This is a genomic window from Streptomyces sp. NPDC008317, assembly GCF_042955955.1.
Classification (GTDB): Bacteria; Actinomycetota; Actinomycetes; order Streptomycetales; family Streptomycetaceae; genus Actinacidiphila.
In genome coordinates, this window is the sequence record NZ_JBIBFQ010000002.1 from 865,012 (window position 1) to 881,685 (window position 16,674).

10 protein-coding genes and 1 tRNA gene are annotated in these 16,674 nt (G+C 72.8%); 1 reads left to right on the forward strand and 10 read right to left on the reverse strand.

The genetic code is table 11. The annotated features are described in order from the left end of the window. Positions 1 to 13 precede the first annotated feature (13 nt). The 10 genes from ACFY9V_RS08855 to ACFY9V_RS08900 form a co-directional block, all read right to left on the reverse strand. The gene (locus tag ACFY9V_RS08855) at positions 14 to 1,318 is read right to left on the reverse strand and encodes an MFS transporter (protein WP_391160303.1); all 1,305 of its coding nucleotides are present in this window, start codon (positions 1,316 to 1,318) and stop codon (positions 14 to 16) included. Beyond that, positions 1,315 to 1,938: a helix-turn-helix domain-containing protein gene (locus ACFY9V_RS08860; RefSeq protein WP_391160306.1), complete on the reverse strand. Its 624-nt coding sequence runs from the start codon at positions 1,936 to 1,938 to the stop codon at positions 1,315 to 1,317. The genes ACFY9V_RS08855 and ACFY9V_RS08860 overlap by 4 nt, the downstream gene beginning before the upstream one ends. Before the next feature lie 58 nt (positions 1,939 to 1,996). Beyond that, the gene (locus ACFY9V_RS08865) at positions 1,997 to 4,510 is read right to left on the reverse strand and encodes a ComEC/Rec2 family competence protein (RefSeq protein WP_391160308.1); all 2,514 of its coding nucleotides are present in this window, start codon (positions 4,508 to 4,510) and stop codon (positions 1,997 to 1,999) included. Next, the gene (locus ACFY9V_RS08870; protein WP_391160310.1) at positions 4,507 to 5,442 is read right to left on the reverse strand and encodes a helix-hairpin-helix domain-containing protein; all 936 of its coding nucleotides are present in this window, start codon (positions 5,440 to 5,442) and stop codon (positions 4,507 to 4,509) included. Before ACFY9V_RS08870 ends, ACFY9V_RS08865 begins: the two co-directional genes overlap by 4 nt. 255 nt (positions 5,443 to 5,697) lie before the next feature. Further along, entirely contained in the window at positions 5,698 to 6,543 is an 846-nt protein-coding gene (locus tag ACFY9V_RS08875; RefSeq protein ID WP_355348894.1) for a DegV family protein, read from the reverse strand. A gap of 366 nt (positions 6,544 to 6,909) precedes the next feature. Then, the gene (locus ACFY9V_RS08880; protein WP_391160312.1) at positions 6,910 to 7,476 is read right to left on the reverse strand and encodes a hypothetical protein; all 567 of its coding nucleotides are present in this window, start codon (positions 7,474 to 7,476) and stop codon (positions 6,910 to 6,912) included. Positions 7,477 to 7,638: 162 nt separating this feature from the next. After that, positions 7,639 to 10,506, reverse strand: coding sequence for a leucine--tRNA ligase (gene leuS / locus ACFY9V_RS08885; protein WP_391160314.1), 2,868 nt, complete (start codon positions 10,504 to 10,506; stop codon positions 7,639 to 7,641). A gap of 364 nt (positions 10,507 to 10,870) precedes the next feature. Next, positions 10,871 to 12,838, reverse strand: a complete 1,968-nt coding sequence (locus tag ACFY9V_RS08890) for a S53 family peptidase (protein WP_355348903.1) — start codon at positions 12,836 to 12,838, stop codon at positions 10,871 to 10,873. 217 nt (positions 12,839 to 13,055) lie between these two features. Then, positions 13,056 to 14,843 (reverse strand): hypothetical protein, encoded by a 1,788-nt coding sequence (locus ACFY9V_RS08895; protein ID WP_355348906.1) that lies wholly within the window; start codon positions 14,841 to 14,843, stop codon positions 13,056 to 13,058. Positions 14,844 to 15,061: 218 nt separating this feature from the next. After that, positions 15,062 to 15,134: transfer RNA gene (locus ACFY9V_RS08900), tRNA-Ala, on the reverse strand. 133 nt (positions 15,135 to 15,267) lie between these two features. Here ACFY9V_RS08900 and ACFY9V_RS08905 point away from each other — a divergent pair. Beyond that, positions 15,268 to 16,626, forward strand: coding sequence for a glycosyltransferase 87 family protein (locus tag ACFY9V_RS08905; protein ID WP_391160317.1), 1,359 nt, complete (start codon positions 15,268 to 15,270; stop codon positions 16,624 to 16,626). The last annotated feature ends 48 nt before the right edge of the window (positions 16,627 to 16,674 follow it).

Consider the following 16,674-nt stretch of genomic DNA (forward strand, 5'->3'; position numbering starts at 1 on the left):
GGCCTGCGCGGGCCTACGTCGCTGCCGCCGCCCTCCGATCCGCCGCCGCTTCCGTCTCCGCTTGCGCTTCCGCCGCCGGGTCGGGCTCCTCGTCGGGGAGTTCGCGTATGCGCGGTATCGGCGAGGGCAGCAGCCACAGCACGCTGAGCAGGCCGCCGACGGTGGCGATCCACAGCGTCGGGCGCAGTCCGATCGCGCTGCCGAGGGTGCCGCCGACGAGCGCGCCGAGCGGGCGGACACCGTAGTTGACGGTGCGGAAGGCGCCGCTGACCCGTGAGCGCAGGGCGTCGGGTATGACGGCGCTCTGCAAGGAGCCGCTGGCGATGTCGAGCAGCATCAGGCCGAAGCCGGAGGCGAATTCGGCGGCGAAGAAGGCGGCGAGCAGCATCGGTGTCGGCCCGGTCGCCAACGGGATCAGGATCAGCGGCGCGGGGAACCCTATGAATCCCAGGACCAGGGTCGGCCCGACCCCGATCGACCGGGCGATCCGTCCGGTGAGCACCGCGCCGATCACGCTGCCGACCGCGCCGGCCCCGATGGCCATGCCCAACAGCCCCGCGTTCAGGCCGAGCTGTTCGACGGCGTAGAGGATCACCAGGGTGTGGAAGACGAAGTTGAAGAAGTTCACCGTCGCAGCCGCCGCCGCGAGCGGGCGCAGCACGCGGGAGCGGACGATGAAGCGCAGCCCCGCCGTGAAGTGCCCTTTGCGCGGCGGCGCGGCCGGTGGTTCCACCGGGTCTATCCGCGCGAGCAGCACGGCCGAGACCAGATACGAGCAGGCGTCGGCGAGCAGCGCGAGCGGTGCGGCGAGCACCTGCACGAGCAGGCCGCCGACGCTGGGGCCCGACACGAACGAGAAGGCCCGGCTGCCGCTGGTCAGCGAATTGCCCCGCACATACTCCTCGGGGCGCACCAGCGACACGAACAGCGTGGCGTTGCAGACGTCGAAGACGACGGCGAGCGTGCCGACGGCGAAGGCGACCGCGTAGAGCTGCGCCAGGGTGAGCACCCCGAGGGCGTAACCCACCGGGAGCGAGACCATCAGGGCCGCCCTCAGCAGGTCGACGGCGATCATGGTCTGCCTGCGGCGACCGCGCCGGTCGGCCCAGGCCCCGGCCGGGAGCGAGAACAGCAGCGCGGGCAGCAGGCCCGCCAGCGACAGCCAGCCCATCTGGGCCGCGTCGGCGTGCAGCACGAGGACGGCGGCGAGCGGAATGGCCAGGAAGGTGATCTGGTCGCCGAGCAGCGAGACGGTCTGGCCCGTCCAGTACCGCCGGAAGGGGCGCTGCCTGAGCAGTTCCGGCACCACGGCGCTCACCTCTCCTCGGGGTCGGGTTCCGGAGGGCGGCCGTCCTCGGGGTGCTCGGGGTCGACGTAGCCGATCTGGAGGTAGGGCACCCGCCGGGCGCCCTCGGGGCGGCGGGCCGGGTCGTTGATCCGGTCGGCGTACCGGGCCAGGAGCGCGTCGATCTCCTCGCCGAGCGCGGTCAGTTCGTCGGGCGTCACATACAGGGACGTGTCCGTGAAGCGCTCGGCCTCCTGCCACTTCCGGGGCAGTGCGCCGCGCGTCTCGATGGCCCGCGTCATCCGGTGGAAGTAGTTCTCGGCGACGGCCACCGTCAGCGCCTCGGCCGCCGACGCGACCGCCGTGTCCTCGGAGTAGCCGGGCCAACTCGTGAACTCGGCCGTCGCCCGCCACGGCTTCTCCCGCCCGGGTCCTGGCGGTGCCTCTTCCACCAGGCCGTATTTGGCGAGTATCCGCAGGTGGTACGAGCAACTGGCGACGGATTCGCCGGTCAGCTCCGCGGCCCGCGTCGCCGTGAACGGCCCCTCGCGGCGGAGCAGCCCGACGAGCGACATCCGCGTGGGGTGCGCGTAGGCGCGCAGGGCGCGCGGGTCGGTGAGCTGGACCTTGGACTCCATCGGCTTGTCCTCCATGTATCTAAAGCTATCTTTAGAAAGCTTCCCTTACAAGCACTCCTTTACAAAGAATCCTTTACATCCCTGCCCCCTTCCCGGCCACGCTCGTCCGCAGCTCCCCCCGCCCGTCCTCGGCCACCGCGATCGACCCGTCGGTGTCCGTCCGCAGCACCACCGCCCCCAGCGCCCGCAGCGCCGCGACCGTCCGGGCCGCCGGATGACCGTAGGGGTTGTCCGCGCCGACCGAGATCACCGCGAGCCGCGGCCGCACCCGGTCGAACAGCTCCTTGTCCTGATACGCCGAACCGTGGTGCGCCACCTTCAGGACATCGACCCGCGGCAGATCCGGCGCCTGCGCCAACAGCCGCTCCTGCGCGGCCGGTTCCAGGTCGCCCATCAGCAGCAGCGTCAGACCTCCGGTGCGGACCAGCAGCGCCACACTGGCGTCGTTCGGCCCGTTGTCGGGCAGCGCCGCCGCACTGGGCGGCGGCCACAGCACCCGCCATTCCAGCGGGCCGAGACCGCGCCGCTCCCCCGCCGCCGCGAGCACCATCGGCACCCCGGCCGCCGCCGCTTCCCGCCGTACGGCCACGGCCTGCCGCGGCGGCTCGCCCAGCACCGTCGTCTCGATCGCGCCCACCCTGCGGCCCCGCAGCACTCCCGGCAGACCGTCCACGTGGTCGGCGTGGAAGTGCGTCAGGATCAGCAGCGGCACGGAGGTGACGCGCAGGTCCCGCAGGCAGCGGTCGACCTTGTCCGGCTCCGGCCCCGCGTCCACCACGACCGCCGCGCCCGGCCCCGCCGACAGCGCCAGGGCGTCGCCCTGCCCGACATCGCACATCGCGAACCGCCACCCGCCCGGCGGCCAGCCCGCCACGAACCTCGGCAGCTCCACCGGCCGCACCAGCGCGAGCAGCAGCAGGAACGCGCATACCACGCACAGCCACGGCCTGCGCCGCAGCACCCCGCCGCCGACCACGACGGCCGCCGTCAGCACCGCCAGCAGCGCCGCGCCCGCCCAGCCGCCCGGCCAGGCGACCTCGGCGCCCGGCAGCGCGGCGCCGTGCCGGGCCACCGCCGCGATCCAGCCGGTCGGCCAGCCCGCGAGCCACGCCAGCGCGCGGGCGGCGGGCAACGCGACCGGGGCGAGCGCCAGTGCCCCGAACCCGAGGACCGTGGCCGGACCCACCGCCGGTTCCGCCAGCAGATTGCACGGCACCGCGACCAGGCTGAGGCGAGCCGACAGCAGCACGATCACCGGGCCGCACACCGCCTGCGCGGCCCCCGCCGCCGCCAGCGCCTCCGCCAGCCTCGGCGGCACCCCCCTGGCCCGTAACGCCTCGCTCCAGCGGGGCGCCAGCGTCAACAGCGCGCCCGTGGCGAGCACCGACAGCGCGAAGCCGTAGGAGCGGGCCAGCTCCGGCTCGTACAGCACCAGCAGCAGCACCGCCGCGGCCAGCGCCGGGAGCAGGGACCGGCGGCGGCCGGTGCCGATGGCCAGCAGCGTGATCAGCCCGCAGGCGGCGGCCCGCAACACGCTCGGGTCCGGTCGGCAGACCAGTACGAATCCGAGCGTCAGGCCCGTGCCGAGCAGCGCCGTCAGCCGGAGCGGCAGCCCCAAGGAGGCGGCCAGGCCGCGTCGTTCGGCCCTGATCGCCACACCCGGCGGTCCGATCAGCAGGATCAGGACGATCGTGAGGTTGCCTCCGGAGACGGCCGTGAGGTGGGTGAGGTCGGTGGCCCGGAAGGCGGCCTTCAGGTCGGGTGTGAGGCCCGTGGTGTCGCCCACGACCAGCCCCGGCAGCAGCGCTCGGGCGTCCGCGGGCAGTGGGCGGCTCGCCTCCCGCAGGCCGGCGCGGAGTCGGCCCGCGACGCGCTGCGGCAGGCTCGGCGGTGCCAGGACGCGGGGCGGTCCCTGCGCCTTGAGCAGGGCGGCGGCCCTGTCCCCCGGCCGGTCCGCCGGGGCCAGCCGGGCCGTGACCGCGATCGTCGTGGACGGCAGCAGCTTCAGCCACCGCCCGATGTCCCCCTCGGCCAGCACCACCACCGGCGTCCGGACGCGCGTGCCGCCGACCCGTAACGCCTCTCCCCCGACGACGGCCGTCCGTGGCGCCTGTGCGGCTCCCCGGACCCGTGGGCGGGCCTCCGTCGGGTCGCCTGTCACCCGCAGCTCGACCTCCGCCACCGCCCCGCGCTCGGCCATCCCCGCCACCGGCCCCCGATACCGGTCCGCCTCCCCGAGCACGGCCGCGCCCGCCCCCACCGTCCCGCACAGCACCACCGCCGCCAGCGCCGCCCCCAACTCCCGCCGCCCGCCGCCCCTCACGCCTGCCTCCACCAACAGCGCCGCGCCCGCGAGGAGCGCCGCCAGCACCACCCCGGTCCCGACGCGCGTCCCCAGCCCCGGCCCGACCGCCGCCCCGCCCCACGCCGCGACCGCGGGGCACACCAACCGCCAATCCGGCGGTCCCTCCTGCCGTGGGTTCGCGGCCCCGAGCCGCGAAGCCGCCGCCGCGTGCACAGCGGCCCGCTCGCTCGCCGCGGGCCCAGCGCCCTCCGGGTCGTCGCTGCCGGGCACGGGGCGGGTCATGGGTGGACCAGGGGCTTGAGGGTGGTGAATTTGCGGTCACCGATGCCGGGGACTTGGCGCAGTTGGTCGACGGAGGTGAAGGAGCCGTGCCGGGTGCGGAAGTCGAGGATGTGCTGGGCGAGGACGGGGCCGACGCCGGGCAGGGCGTCGAGTTGGGCGGCGGTGGCGGAGTTGAGGCTGACCGGGGAGCCGGGGGCGGCGGCGGGGTCGCCGGGATCGGCCGGGGCACCGGGGGCCGGGGCGATGCCGACCAGGATCTGTTCGCCGTCGGTGAGGGGGCGGGCGAGGTTGAGGGTGCTGGTGTCCGTGCCGGGGAGGGCGCCGCCGGCGGCAGAGAGGGCGTCGGCGACGCGCGAGCCGGACGGAAGCCGCCGTAGCCCCGGCTTGGCGACCTTGCCCGCGATGTCCACGGTGAGTTTCGGCGCGGGGGTGGTCGTGGCCGCCGACGCCATGGCCGAGGCGCCCACGGCCGTCAGCGGCCTCCCCGACGACGACAGCGGCGGCGGCACCGCGATCGTCCGGGGGCGGCCCGCCACGAAGTGCTGCACCGCGAGGCCACCCGCGATGACCAGTACGGCCACCAACGCCAGCACCGTCTTGAACTCCAGCCCGCAGCGGACGAAGAGCCAGGTGCGCAGGCGTCGCACCGGACCGGTCGGTTCCTCGGCCACCGCGGGTTCCTCGGACAGAGGCAGCGGCAGCGACTCAGGCGAGGGCTTGGCCGAGAGCGCAGGCGTGGACTCAGGCGTGGGCGCAGGCGACGGCCCCGACCGTTCCGGTGGTTCCGACCGCGCCCCCGGCGGCCCTTCCCGCGCGCCGCGCTCCACCGCCGTACCGAACAGGGCGGCGGCGCGTTCGCGCACCTCGGCCGGGTCGGGGCCGGACTTTCGTTGCGGACGGATGGCGGTGCGGATCGGTTCCAGAGAGTTCATGGGTCCGATGCTGGACCCGATCACCGCCGAAAGATGATCTTGGTCTGAATCTGTGGACAACTCGGCGATTGTGGATAACTCCGTCACCCGTGAGAGTGATTCAGGCCCCCGGCCGACGGCCCCGCCGACCGCTCACACCGCGCGCATCGCGCAGGCCGCGCACCTCGCAGGCCGCGCACACCGCTCACACCGCGCAGGCCGCCCACGCCGCCCACGCCGCCGAAGCCCCATGCCCCCAACGGGCACCCACCCCGCTCAGTGCGGCGAGATGACGACCCCGAGCAGCCCCGGCCCGGTGTGCGCGCCGATCACCGCGCCCACCTCGCTGACCACCAGGTCGTCGAGGCCCGGCACCCGCTCCCGCAGCCGGTCCGCGAGGGCCGCCGCGCGGTCGGCGGAGGCGAGGTGGTGGACGGCGAGGGTCACCCGGCGGGTGCCCGCCTGCTCGACGACGATCTCCTCCAGCCGGGTGATCGCCTTGGAGGCCGTCCTGACCTTCTCCATCAGCTCGATCCGGCCGTCGACGAGGCGCAGCAGCGGCTTCACGGCGAGAGCGGAACCGAACAGCGCCTGGGCGGCGCCGATCCGGCCGCCCCGGCGCAGATAGTCGAGCGTGTCGACGTAGAAGTACGCGGAGGTGGCGTCGGCCCGCTTCTCGGCGGCGGCGACGATGTCGTCCGGGGTGCCGCCCGCTTCCGCCGTCTCGGCCGCCGCGAGGACGGTGAAGCCGAGCGCCATCGCGACCATTCCGGTGTCGACCACCCGCACCGGTACCGCCGCCTCCTTCGCCGCGAGCAGCGCCGCGTCGTAGGTGCCGGAGAACTCGCCGGACAGGTGGAGCGAGACGATCGCCTCCGCGCCCGCGTCCGCGACGGCCTCGTAGACGGCGGCGAATTCGGCCGGGGACGGGCGGGAGGTGGTGACCGGATGTCGCCGCTGGAGGGCTCGTGCCACGGCGGGGGCGGAGATTTCGGTGCCCTCTTCGAGGGCTTCGTCGCCGATGACCACGGTGAGCGGCACGACGGAGATGTTGTGCCGGCGCACGGCCTCGGGGTGGAGGTAGGCCGTGGAATCCGTGACGATGGCGACATGCGGGGACATGACGGGGAGGTTACCGGTGCGCAGGTCGGGGCGGTACTCGGGCCCTCACTGCCGGGCGGGCCGCTCTCCCCCGGCTGCCGCCGGGAGGTGCCCCACGAACGCCTGACGGGCTGATGGTTCGCTTCTGGCGCCCCGCCCCAGCCCCGGGGCCCGCCCGCACACGCCGGACGGGCTGACACGTCGCCTCTGGCACCCCCGCCAGGCTCGGGCTCGGCCGCACACGCCGAACGGGCCGCATTCGGCTTCTGGCGGCCCGCCAAAAAGGCTCACCCCTGGCGGCCCTCCGAGGGCTCACGCCTGCCACAACCGCCAACGGCTCACCCCTGACACCCCGCCAGGCTCACCCCTCGCACCCCGCCAAAGGACCTACTCCGCAGTCGGGCTCAGCTTCGGCGGAGCCGCCGACTCCCAGTGGCGGAGGGCGGCCGATTCGATGTCGATCTGGTGGCGGAGGGCGGTGAGGTCGTCGGAGGCGAACTGGTGGGCGCGGTCCTGGGCGGCCCAGCGCAGGGAGTCCGCGGAGTGGGTGATGCGGTGGGCGCGGGTGGAGAGGTCGGGGAGGAGCGCGGCGAGGCGGGCGCGGTCGGGCTCGCGCTCCAGGAGGGCCAGCTCGCGGTCGAGGGTGCGGGCGTGGTCGTTGAGGCGGGCCATGAGACCGGCGGCCTCCGTCAGCGACGGGTCGTGTTCGAGGGCGCGGAAGGTGCTGTCGATGGCGGTGCGCAGGTCGAGACGGAGCTGCGCGACCTGGCCCGCGGGGCCGGTAGTGGTGTAGCGGCGGGCCTTGAGCTGGGTGTCCTCGATGGCGCGGCGCGCCTGGGCCGAGGCGCGGGCGACACCGCGGCGCGCGGCGCGCACGGTCTTGACGGTGGCCACGACCCCGAGCGTGACGAAGGCGAGGAAGAGCACCAGGACGACGAAGCCTGCGATTTCCACGGGCGCTCTCCTCCAACCTCGAACGGCGGACACTCCACCATCCACCGTAGACGTCTCCACCGTAAACGGGAGGGGCAGGCCGCGGGATCCGGCCGATCCCCCAACCTGCCCCTTAAGGGTCGCGCTCCGCGAGGCGGCGCCCCCTGCGAAGAAGCCGCGGCCTCACACCACGATGTTGACCAGCTTCGGCGCCCGCACGATCACCTTGCGCACCGCCGCACCGCCCAGCGCAGCGACGACGGCCGGGTCGGACAGCGCCTGGGCCTCCAGCTCGGTGTCGGAAATGGTCGGAGGAACCTCCAACCGTGCCCTGACCTTGCCCTTGATCTGGACGACGCACACGACGGCCTCGTCCTGCGCCAGGGCGGGGTCGGCGACCGGGAAGGGCTCGTGCACCAGGGAGGAGGTGTGGCCCAGCCTGCTCCACAGCTCCTCGGCGATGTGCGGCGCCAGGGGCGCGATCAGCAGCACCAGGGGCTCGGCGATGGCGCGCGGCACGGGGCCGCCCGTCTTCGTCAGGTGGTTGTTCAGTTCGGTGATCTTGGCGATGGCGGTGTTGAAGCGCAGGCCCGCCATGTCGCCGGTGACACCGTCGATCGCCTTGTGCAGCGCGCGCAGCGTGGCCTCGTCGGGCTCGGCCTCGGAGACGGTCACCGCGCCGGTGGCCTCGTCGACGACATTGCGCCACAGGCGCTGCAACAGCCGGTACTGGCCGACGACCGCGCGGGTGTCCCAGGGACGGGAGACGTCCAGCGGGCCCATCGCCATCTCGTACAGGCGCAGGGTGTCGGCGCCGTATTCGGCGCAGATCTCGTCGGGCGTCACGGCGTTCTTCAGGGACTTGCCCATCTTGCCCAGCACACGGCTGACGGGCTCGCCCTGGTAGAACCAGCCGCCGTCCCGCTCCTCGACCTCGACGGCGGGCACCGCGATGCCGCGCGCGTCACGGTAGACGAACGCCTGGATCATGCCCTGGTTGAACAGCCGGTGGAACGGCTCCACGGACGAGACGTGGCCCAGGTCGTGCAGCACCTTGTGCCAGAAACGGGCGTACAGCAGGTGCAGCACCGCGTGCTCGGCGCCGCCGACGTACAGGTCGACGCCGCCCGCGGGCTGCCCCTCGCGCGGGCCCATCCAGTACTGCTCGATGGCCGGGTCGACCAGCCGCTCGCTGTTGTGCGGGTCCAGATAGCGCAGCTCGTACCAGCAGGAACCGGCCCAGTTGGGCATGGTGTTGGTCTCGCGGCGGTACGTGCGGACGCCGTCGCCCAGGTCCAGCTCGACCGTCACCCAGTCCTCGTTGCGCGACAGCGGCGGCTCCGGGGAGGTGTCCGCGTCGTCGGGGTCGAAGGTGCGGGGGCTGTAGTCGTCGACCTCGGGCAGGGCGACGGGCAGCATCGAGTCGGGCAGCGCGTGCACGACGCCGTCCTCGTCGTAGACGACGGGGAAGGGCTCGCCCCAGTAGCGCTGACGGCTGAACAGCCAGTCGCGCAGCCGGTAGTTGACGGTGCCCTCGCCGATGCCGCGCTCGGCCAGCCAGGCGGTGATCACGGCCTTCGCCTCGACCACGCCCAGGCCGTCCAGGGACACCCCGGACCCGGCCGAGTTGACGATCGTCGCGTCGTACGACCCGAAGGCGTCGTCCCACTGGGCAGGGTCGGTGCCGCGGCCGTCGGTGGGGGCCACGACACAGCGCATCGGCAGTTCGAAGGCGCGGGCGAAGGCGAAGTCGCGGGTGTCGTGGGCGGGCACGGCCATGATGGCGCCGGTGCCGTAGCCCATCAGCACATAGTCCGCGATGAAGACGGGGACATTTTCACCGCTGACGGGGTTTACGGCGAAGGCGCCGGTAAAGACGCCGGTCTTCTCCTTGGCGTCGGCCTGCCGCTCCACGTCGGACTTCGAGGAGGCGAATTTGCGGTAGGCGGCGACGGCCTCCGCGGGCGTGGCGTGGCCGCCGGTCCACACCTGGTGGGTGCCCTCGGGCCAAGCGTCGGGGACGATCGCGTCCACCAGGTCGTGCTCGGGGGCCAGCACCATATAGGTGGCGCCGAACAGCGTGTCCTGACGGGTGGTGAAGACCGTGATCGGGCGGTCGGCGCCGGCCACGGGGAAGTCGACGCGCGCGCCTTCGCTGCGCCCGATCCAGTTGCGCTGCTGCTGCTTGATGGCCTCGGGCCAGTCCAGCAGGTCCAGGTCGTCCAGCAGCCGGTCGGCGTACGCGGTGATGCGCATCATCCACTGGCGCAGATTGGCCTTGAAGACGGGGAAGTTGCCGCGCTCGGAACGGCCGTCGGCGGTGACCTCCTCGTTGGCCAGCACGGTGCCCAGTCCGGGGCACCAGTTGACCGGCGACTGGGCGACGTACGCCAGCCGGTGGCCGTCCAGGACACCGGCGCGCTCGGCGACGGTCAGCTCCGCCCACGCGCGGCCGTCGGGGGTCGCGCGGACGCCGCCCTCGTACTGCTCGACCAGCTCGCTGATCGGGCGGGCGCGGGCGGCCTCCTCGTCGTACCAGGAGTTGAAGATCCGCAGGAAGATCCACTGGGTCCAGCGGTAGTACTCCGGGTCGATCGTGGCGAAGGAGCGGCGCTTGTCGTGGCCCAGGCCCAGCCGCCGCAGTTGCGCCGTCATCGTGACGATGTTGGCCTCGGTGGTGACCCGCGGGTGGGTGCCGGTCTGTACGGCGTACTGCTCGGCGGGCAGGCCGAAGGCGTCGAAGCCCAGGGTGTGCAGCACATTGTGGCCGGTCATCCGCTGGTGGCGGGCGTAGACGTCGGTCGCGATGTAGCCCAGCGGGTGGCCGACGTGCAGTCCCGCACCCGAGGGGTACGGGAACATGTCCATGATGAATTTCTTGGGGCGCGCGGCCGTCTCGGGGTCGCCGTCCAGGTCGCCGCTGGGGTTCGGCGCCTCGTAGGTGCCGTGGGCCTGCCAGAAGTCCTGCCAGCGGCCCTCGATGTCCGCGGCCAGTTCGGCCGTGTAGCGGTGGGGCGCAGCCGTCTCGGCGGCCGGGGTGATCTCGCTCATCGTCCTCGGTACTCCATCGATGTCTTGACGGCTGCGGCCCGGAAGCCTGCTGCCCGTCGCTGCCTGCGGAAACAAAAAAGCCCCTCGCGCAGGAGGGGTGCCGCACTGACGGGGTTCTCGGTCAGCGCGGCTCGCTAAGCAGGAGGCTCACAGCTCGCATGGCATCAGGTTACCGCAGCGGGGGCGGGGCCCGCACCGAGGATCGCTCCCCGGTACGGGCCCCGCTTCACCGCGTCCGAAACGCTTCCGAAGCGCGTCCGCACGCCTCGGATCCGCGCCGGATCGGCGTAGAACCATGTCCGAAACGCGGAGGCGCGTCGGATCAAAACCGCGTCACACCGTTCTCAGAACCGCGTCACACCGTTCAGTGCTTGCCGTTCTTCTTCGGCGGCAGGTACGACTTCACGTAGTCGGCACCCGGGGTGCCGACGCCGGTGACGTCGTCGTAGCCGACCGTGGCGTGCAGCGACGCGTCCGCACCGAGGGTACGGAGCGAGGTGATCGTGCCGTCCGAGGCGTCGAAGGCGTTCGCGAAGTCGACACGCACGACGGCGAGACCCTGGCCCTGGCCCAGCGGGTGGTCGGTCACGTCGTGGTACGCGGACGTGCCGTACTTGTTGTAGATGAGCGGGTTGGCGAAGCCGATCGCGATGCCGTTACGGGCCTGCTGCGACAGCGCCTGGACGCCCGCGATCACCGGCGCGGCGAGCGAGGTGCCGCCGATCCGGTACTCGCTGTACTGGAGCGACCCGTCGGGGAAGGTCTGGGTCTGACCGACGAGGAAGCCGGTGTTCGGGTCGGCGACCGCGGCGATGTCGGGCTCGACACGCTGCTTGACGGTGCCGCCGTTGGCGAGCGCCAGCGAGTCGGGGACGACGCCGCGCTGGTAGTACGGCTGCGCGTACAGCTTGCTGGTGCCGCCGCCCGCGCCCGAGGTGTACGGGCCGGGGAAGCCCACCCAGGACTTGCCGTCGGCCGACAGCGGGGCGCGCTCGGTGCCCCAGCCGGTCTCCCACTTGTACTTGTCGTTCTTGCCGACCGCCAGCGAGGTGCCGCCGACGGAGGTGGCCCAGTCGGAGTTTCCGGGGGTGTCGGCCTGCTTCACACCGGTGGAAGCGACGTTGTCGCCGTTGTCACCGGAGGAGAAGTAGAAGCCGATGCCCTCGACAGCGCCCTGCTGGAAGACCTGGTCGTAGGCCGCGGCCACGTCCGGGGTCTCGTTGGCCTCGACGTCGCCCCACGAGTTGGAGACGATGTCGGCCAGGTGGCCGTCCACGACCTTGTTGAGCGTGTCGAGGAAGTCGTCGTCGTAGCAGGAGGCCGCGCCGAGGTAGACGATGTTCGCGTCGGGGGCGACCGCGTGCACGGCCTCGACGTCGAGCGTCTCCTCGCCGTACCAGCCGGACGCGCCGCACTCGTCGGTGTTGGTGAACTCGCTCGGCAGGACCTGCGAGAGCTGGCCCTTCTTGTACTTCTGGTCGCCGTTGCGCTTGGCGTACTGCGAGGCGTCGGCGGCGATGGTCGGCGAGGCGTACGCGTCGGTGATGGCCACCGTCACGCCCTTGCCGGTGTACTTGCCGGCGCCGTACGCGGCACGGAGCTGCTCACCGGTGTAGCCCTTGATCGCGTAAGGCGCCTTGGTGCCGTACGCGTTGGGGAGCTTGTTGTTGGTGTTCGAGCCGAAGTACGTGGAGAAGGGTCCGGCGTTCTTGAAGACCGCGTCCGGAGGCGGCAGCGTGTCGTCGTGGCTGGACTTCTTGGGTGCGTTGTCCAGGCCGGTGACGGTCAGCACCGCGCCCTTGAGCGAGGCGGGCGCGGACGCCGTGGTCGCCGGGGCGTGGTAAGTGTGGCCCGCCTTGGAGTAGTTGTGGAGCTGGGTGCCGAAAGCCTTCTCCGCGGCGGCCACGTCACCGGTCACGGCGATGTAGTGCTGGGAGGTCGCGGTCACCTTCAGGCCGGAGGACTTCAGCCAGTCGGTGACCTCGGCTATCTGGGCCTTCGTCGCACCGTAGCGCGACTGGGTCTGCGCGGTGGTCAGATAGTGACCGTAGTCAGCCGAGTTCGGATCCGAGACGGACTTGGCGTAGGCCGCGAGGCCCTTCGCGTCCCGTCCGGCCAGATAGACGCGGACGGACACCTTGCCGGTGTTCGCGGTCGCGCCCTTGTCTGCCTGGGTGGTGGCCCACTGCGGCTTGGTGCCGGAGAGGAGTTGGCGTCCGCTGGGCTGGTCGGCCGTGGCGGACTGGGTGCCAAGCGCGAGCGCGCCGGCGACCAGGGGCAGCGCGGCGGCCGCCACCAGTCCCACACGCGTTCTCTTGCGCTCAAATCTCATGAAACCCCCATGCGAAGCGAGTTGTCGCGAAGTGCGGTGTCGCCGCTATCCGTACGGCTCGTACCGCAGAGCGACACTCTTTCGCTGATCGGTTCATGTCAGGGGCATGGTTTTCCCAAGAGCGGGTCAAGGAACGGTAGCCACCGCCCGTCGTGCGTATGGCCGTTCAGGTCGCGTGCCCGATCGGGCACGGGGCCCGTCGGGGCCGCCCGCCCGGTCAGGCGGGGTGCTCGTCCAGCTTCTGGAACAGCCGGTGGAAGCGCAAGGTCGATCCCGCGGGAACGTCGGGAAGTTCACGCGACCGCAATCGCCAGGCGGCCACGACCGCGGCCGTCAACTCCGTACGGCAGGTGTCGCGGTCCATCTCCGGCACGCCCTGACTCTTGGCGTAGGAGCGGTACATGACCATGTCCCGCTCGGTACGCGGGCTGACCGGCCAGCCGCGCAGCAGCGTCTCGACCGCGCGCACCCCGCGCGCGAACCGCTCGTCCCCGGTGCGCGCGGCGAGCGCCTTGAACCCCGGTACGAAACCGGCCATCCGCCACTCGACGTCCCGCTCGTCGCGCAGCGGATCGGCCCACGCCAGATCGGCCAGCGACACCGCGGTGAGCCAGCAGGCGATCTCGGGACGGCCGGACTTGCCCTCCGCGATCGACCACTCGTAGAAGAACCGCCGGGCCGCCTCACGGGAGTTGACCATCGTACGGATCCGGCCGACATGCTCCTGCGCGACCGCCGTCAGCTCGTCGTTCATGGCGTTGTGCCGCAGCACCACGACGAGGTTGACCACCCGGCGCAGGTCGTCGGGCTCCTCCTCCACGGCCGCGCGGGCGGAGCCGATCGCGTACTCGGGCGAGCTGCTCAGCTTCTGCGACATGTACCGGAACTCCTTGGCGTCCAGGCCGCTTCCGGGCCGGGTCGCCACGCGGATGCCGACGCGGGTCAGGCGCGCGTAGATGTCCTTCATGTCGACGCCGAGGCTGCGGGCGACGCGCAGCGCCGACTCGGCGACCGCGCGGTGCCTGACGAGCAGCCGGTCGCCCGCGCGGGCCGCCGCCGCCTCCTCGCCGAGCGGGATGACGATCTCCTCCTCGACCCGGCTCACGTCGATGTTGAGCGCCTCGGCGAGCAGCCGCGGCGACATCTCCCGCACATTGATGCCGTGCAGGGCGGCGATCATGAAGAAGGCGTACGCGAGCGTGCGGCCGTTGCTCAACGGGTAGTGGACCAGGCGTCCGAGCATCTGCTGCACATGGCCGTCCAGCCGGTCGCCGACGCGGACCCGGAGCATGCCGCCGAGCAGCGCGCCGTCCTCCAGGCTGGCCTCCTCGCCGCGGACCGCCGCGAGCAGCGCCGCCACGCGGTCCTCGACCTGGTTGTACGAGGCGAGCTGGCCGAGCGCCTGCGACCGCGTCCACGCCTCGACGATCTCCCGCGCGTCCACACCGTCCTTGCCGAGGCCGCGCAGGGCGATCCGCTTCGGCGTGACGTTCAGCGTGTTCCACGGCAGCGAGTCGGCCCTGACGGCCCGCCAGTCGGTGTCCCGCGCGGCCAGCAGGAAGTGCAGGTCCGAGCGGCCCTCAAGCCGCCGCAGGACGTCGAAGCAGCCGGTCGCGATCTTCTCCGCGTCGTCCGAGACGAAGAGCGTGTTGCGGTCCGGGTCCAGCTCCGCGATCCACTTCAGGTCCAGGGTGTCGCCGGAGTCCCGCCAGTACACCCGCCAGTCCTCGTGGCTGCTCGCGAGATCGACGGCGACCTGCCGGATCAGCGTCGACTTGCCCTCGCCGCTGGGGCCCACCACCAGGTGCACGGTGCTCGCCGAGCCGCGCTCGTACAGCAGATTCCCGGTGATACGCGAGACCGCCTCGCGGCGCGGCACGTCCGCCAGCACCGTCTCCCAGGTCGGCAGGGCACCGTCGAAGTAGCGGACCAGACTCTCCCGCGAAGCCTCGCGCCGACCGGCGAGGAACTCACGGTCGATCAACTGCCAGTCCAGCTGGTCCAAGAGGTCTCTCCCCCGTCGCTTCCGCCCTGTGCGCCCAGGGTAGTTGACCAGCCGTCAGGCCGGTCGGGTGACGGATCGCGCAGCCGGTCAGAGCAGACCGGTCCCGCGGCCGGTCCGAAGCCGCGCCCCGGGCCGCGCCCCGCAGGAGCCGGCCGCCGCGCAACGGAAAAGAGCGAGATCCGTCCGCCTTCTGCGGACAGGTCTCGCTCTCTCACTCGTGGAGCTACGGGGAATTGAACCCCGGACCTCTTGCATGCCATGCAAGCGCTCTACCAACTGAGCTACAGCCCCGCGTGGTGTCGGGCGGTGGGCCCGGCGACTCGGGATACATTACACGGCCGCGGGCCGGGACCGCCAACTCGTTTCCGGCCGGTGGCGGGCCTCCGACCTCGGGGTTCTGTGACGGCGGGAGGAGCGTGGTGGCGTGGGCGCGGTACGGCGGCGGCGGGCGGCGGCGGTGACCGCGGCCGGGGTCGGCTGCCTCGCGTCCTTCGCCGGGTTCTGGGCGGCGCAGCGCGGCGCGCACGTGTCGATGATCGACCTCATGGTGTACCGGGCCGAGGGCCTGACGGTACGCGGCGGCGGTGACCTGTACGCGATGCGGGCGACGTACGCGCGGCTGCCGACGACGTATCCGCCGTTCGCCGCGCTGCTGTTCGTGCCGCTGACGTGGCTGCGGCCCGGGGCGATGCGGACGGCGGCGACGGCCGGGAATCTGCTGCTGCTGGTGGCGCTGGTCGCGCTGTCGCTGCGACTGGCCGGCCGTCCCGTACGCGCGCCGCGGGCCGCGGTGGTGCTCGCCGTGGCCGCGGCGGCGGTGTGGTGCGAGCCGGTGTGGACGACCCTGCGCTACGGGCAGGTCAATCTGCTGCTCGCGGTGCTGGTGCTGTGGGACCTGACCCGCCCTGCCGCGCACCGCTGGGCGGGGGCCGGGATCGGGATCGCCGCCGGGATCAAGCTGACGCCCGCGCTCTTCGCCGTCTTCCTGGCCGTGGCGGGGGCGGCGGCGCTGCGCCGGGAGGGAAGCGGCGCGCCCTATGTGCGGCGCGCGCTGGTGGCGGGCGGCACCTTCGCCGGTACGGTCGCGGTCGCGGCGCTCGCGCTGCCGTACGACTCGCGGCGGTTCTGGACCGGGGTGGTGCTCGCGCCGGACCGGGTCGGCTTCGGCGAGGACACCGCCAACCAGTCGCTGCGCGGGGTGGTCGCCCGGTTCCAGCACACCGGGGACCCGGGGACGGTCTGGCTGGCGGGCGCCGCCGTGGCGGGTCTGGCCGGGCTCGCGGTGGCCGTCGCGGCGCTGCTGGCCGGGGACCGGCTGCCGTACGGGCCCGCGTGGGCGGCGGTGGCCTGCGCCATGACGGCGCTGCTGGTCAGTCCGGTGTCGTGGTCGCACCACTGGGTGTGGGCGGTGCCGATACTGGTGCTGCTCGGCTCCGAGGCGCTGCGCCGCGGGGACTGGCGGTGGGCGGCCGGGACGGCCGCGGCCTGCGGTCTCTTCTGTTCCTTCGCGCTGTGGGCGGTGCCGCACGGCCCCGGACGGCTGGAGCTGCGGCAGAGCGGGCCGCAGATACTGCTGTCGGCCGGTTATCCACTGGCGGCCGTGGCGTTCCTGGCGCTGGCGGGCGCGCTGGCCGTCCGCGCGCTGTACACCATGCCCTCCAGGCGCGTGTCAACCGCCGAAAGCCGTCGTCCGGCGCCGATTCCGGAGGCGGCTCCCGACCCCGCGCCGCCCCTGGTCACGGCGCCCGCCCCCGCCCCGGCCGCTCCGGCCGGAAGTTCATGAATCCTCAACATTTCCGGGGCGGATCCGCGGTTACGGTGGCTTCCGGCC

Coding starts and splice junctions, on each gene's coding strand:
- ACFY9V_RS08875 (WP_355348894.1), bottom strand. CDS start 6,543: ATGTCCCCGCATGTCGCCATCGTCACGGATTCCACGGCCTACCTCCAC.
- leuS (WP_391160314.1), bottom strand. CDS start 10,506: ATGAGCGAGATCACCCCGGCCGCCGAGACGGCTGCGCCCCACCGCTAC.
- ACFY9V_RS08890 (WP_355348903.1), bottom strand. CDS start 12,838: ATGAGATTTGAGCGCAAGAGAACGCGTGTGGGACTGGTGGCGGCCGCC.
- ACFY9V_RS08865 (WP_391160308.1), bottom strand. CDS start 4,510: ATGACCCGCCCCGTGCCCGGCAGCGACGACCCGGAGGGCGCTGGGCCC.
- ACFY9V_RS08870 (WP_391160310.1), bottom strand. CDS start 5,442: ATGAACTCTCTGGAACCGATCCGCACCGCCATCCGTCCGCAACGAAAG.
- ACFY9V_RS08860 (WP_391160306.1), bottom strand. CDS start 1,938: ATGGAGGACAAGCCGATGGAGTCCAAGGTCCAGCTCACCGACCCGCGC.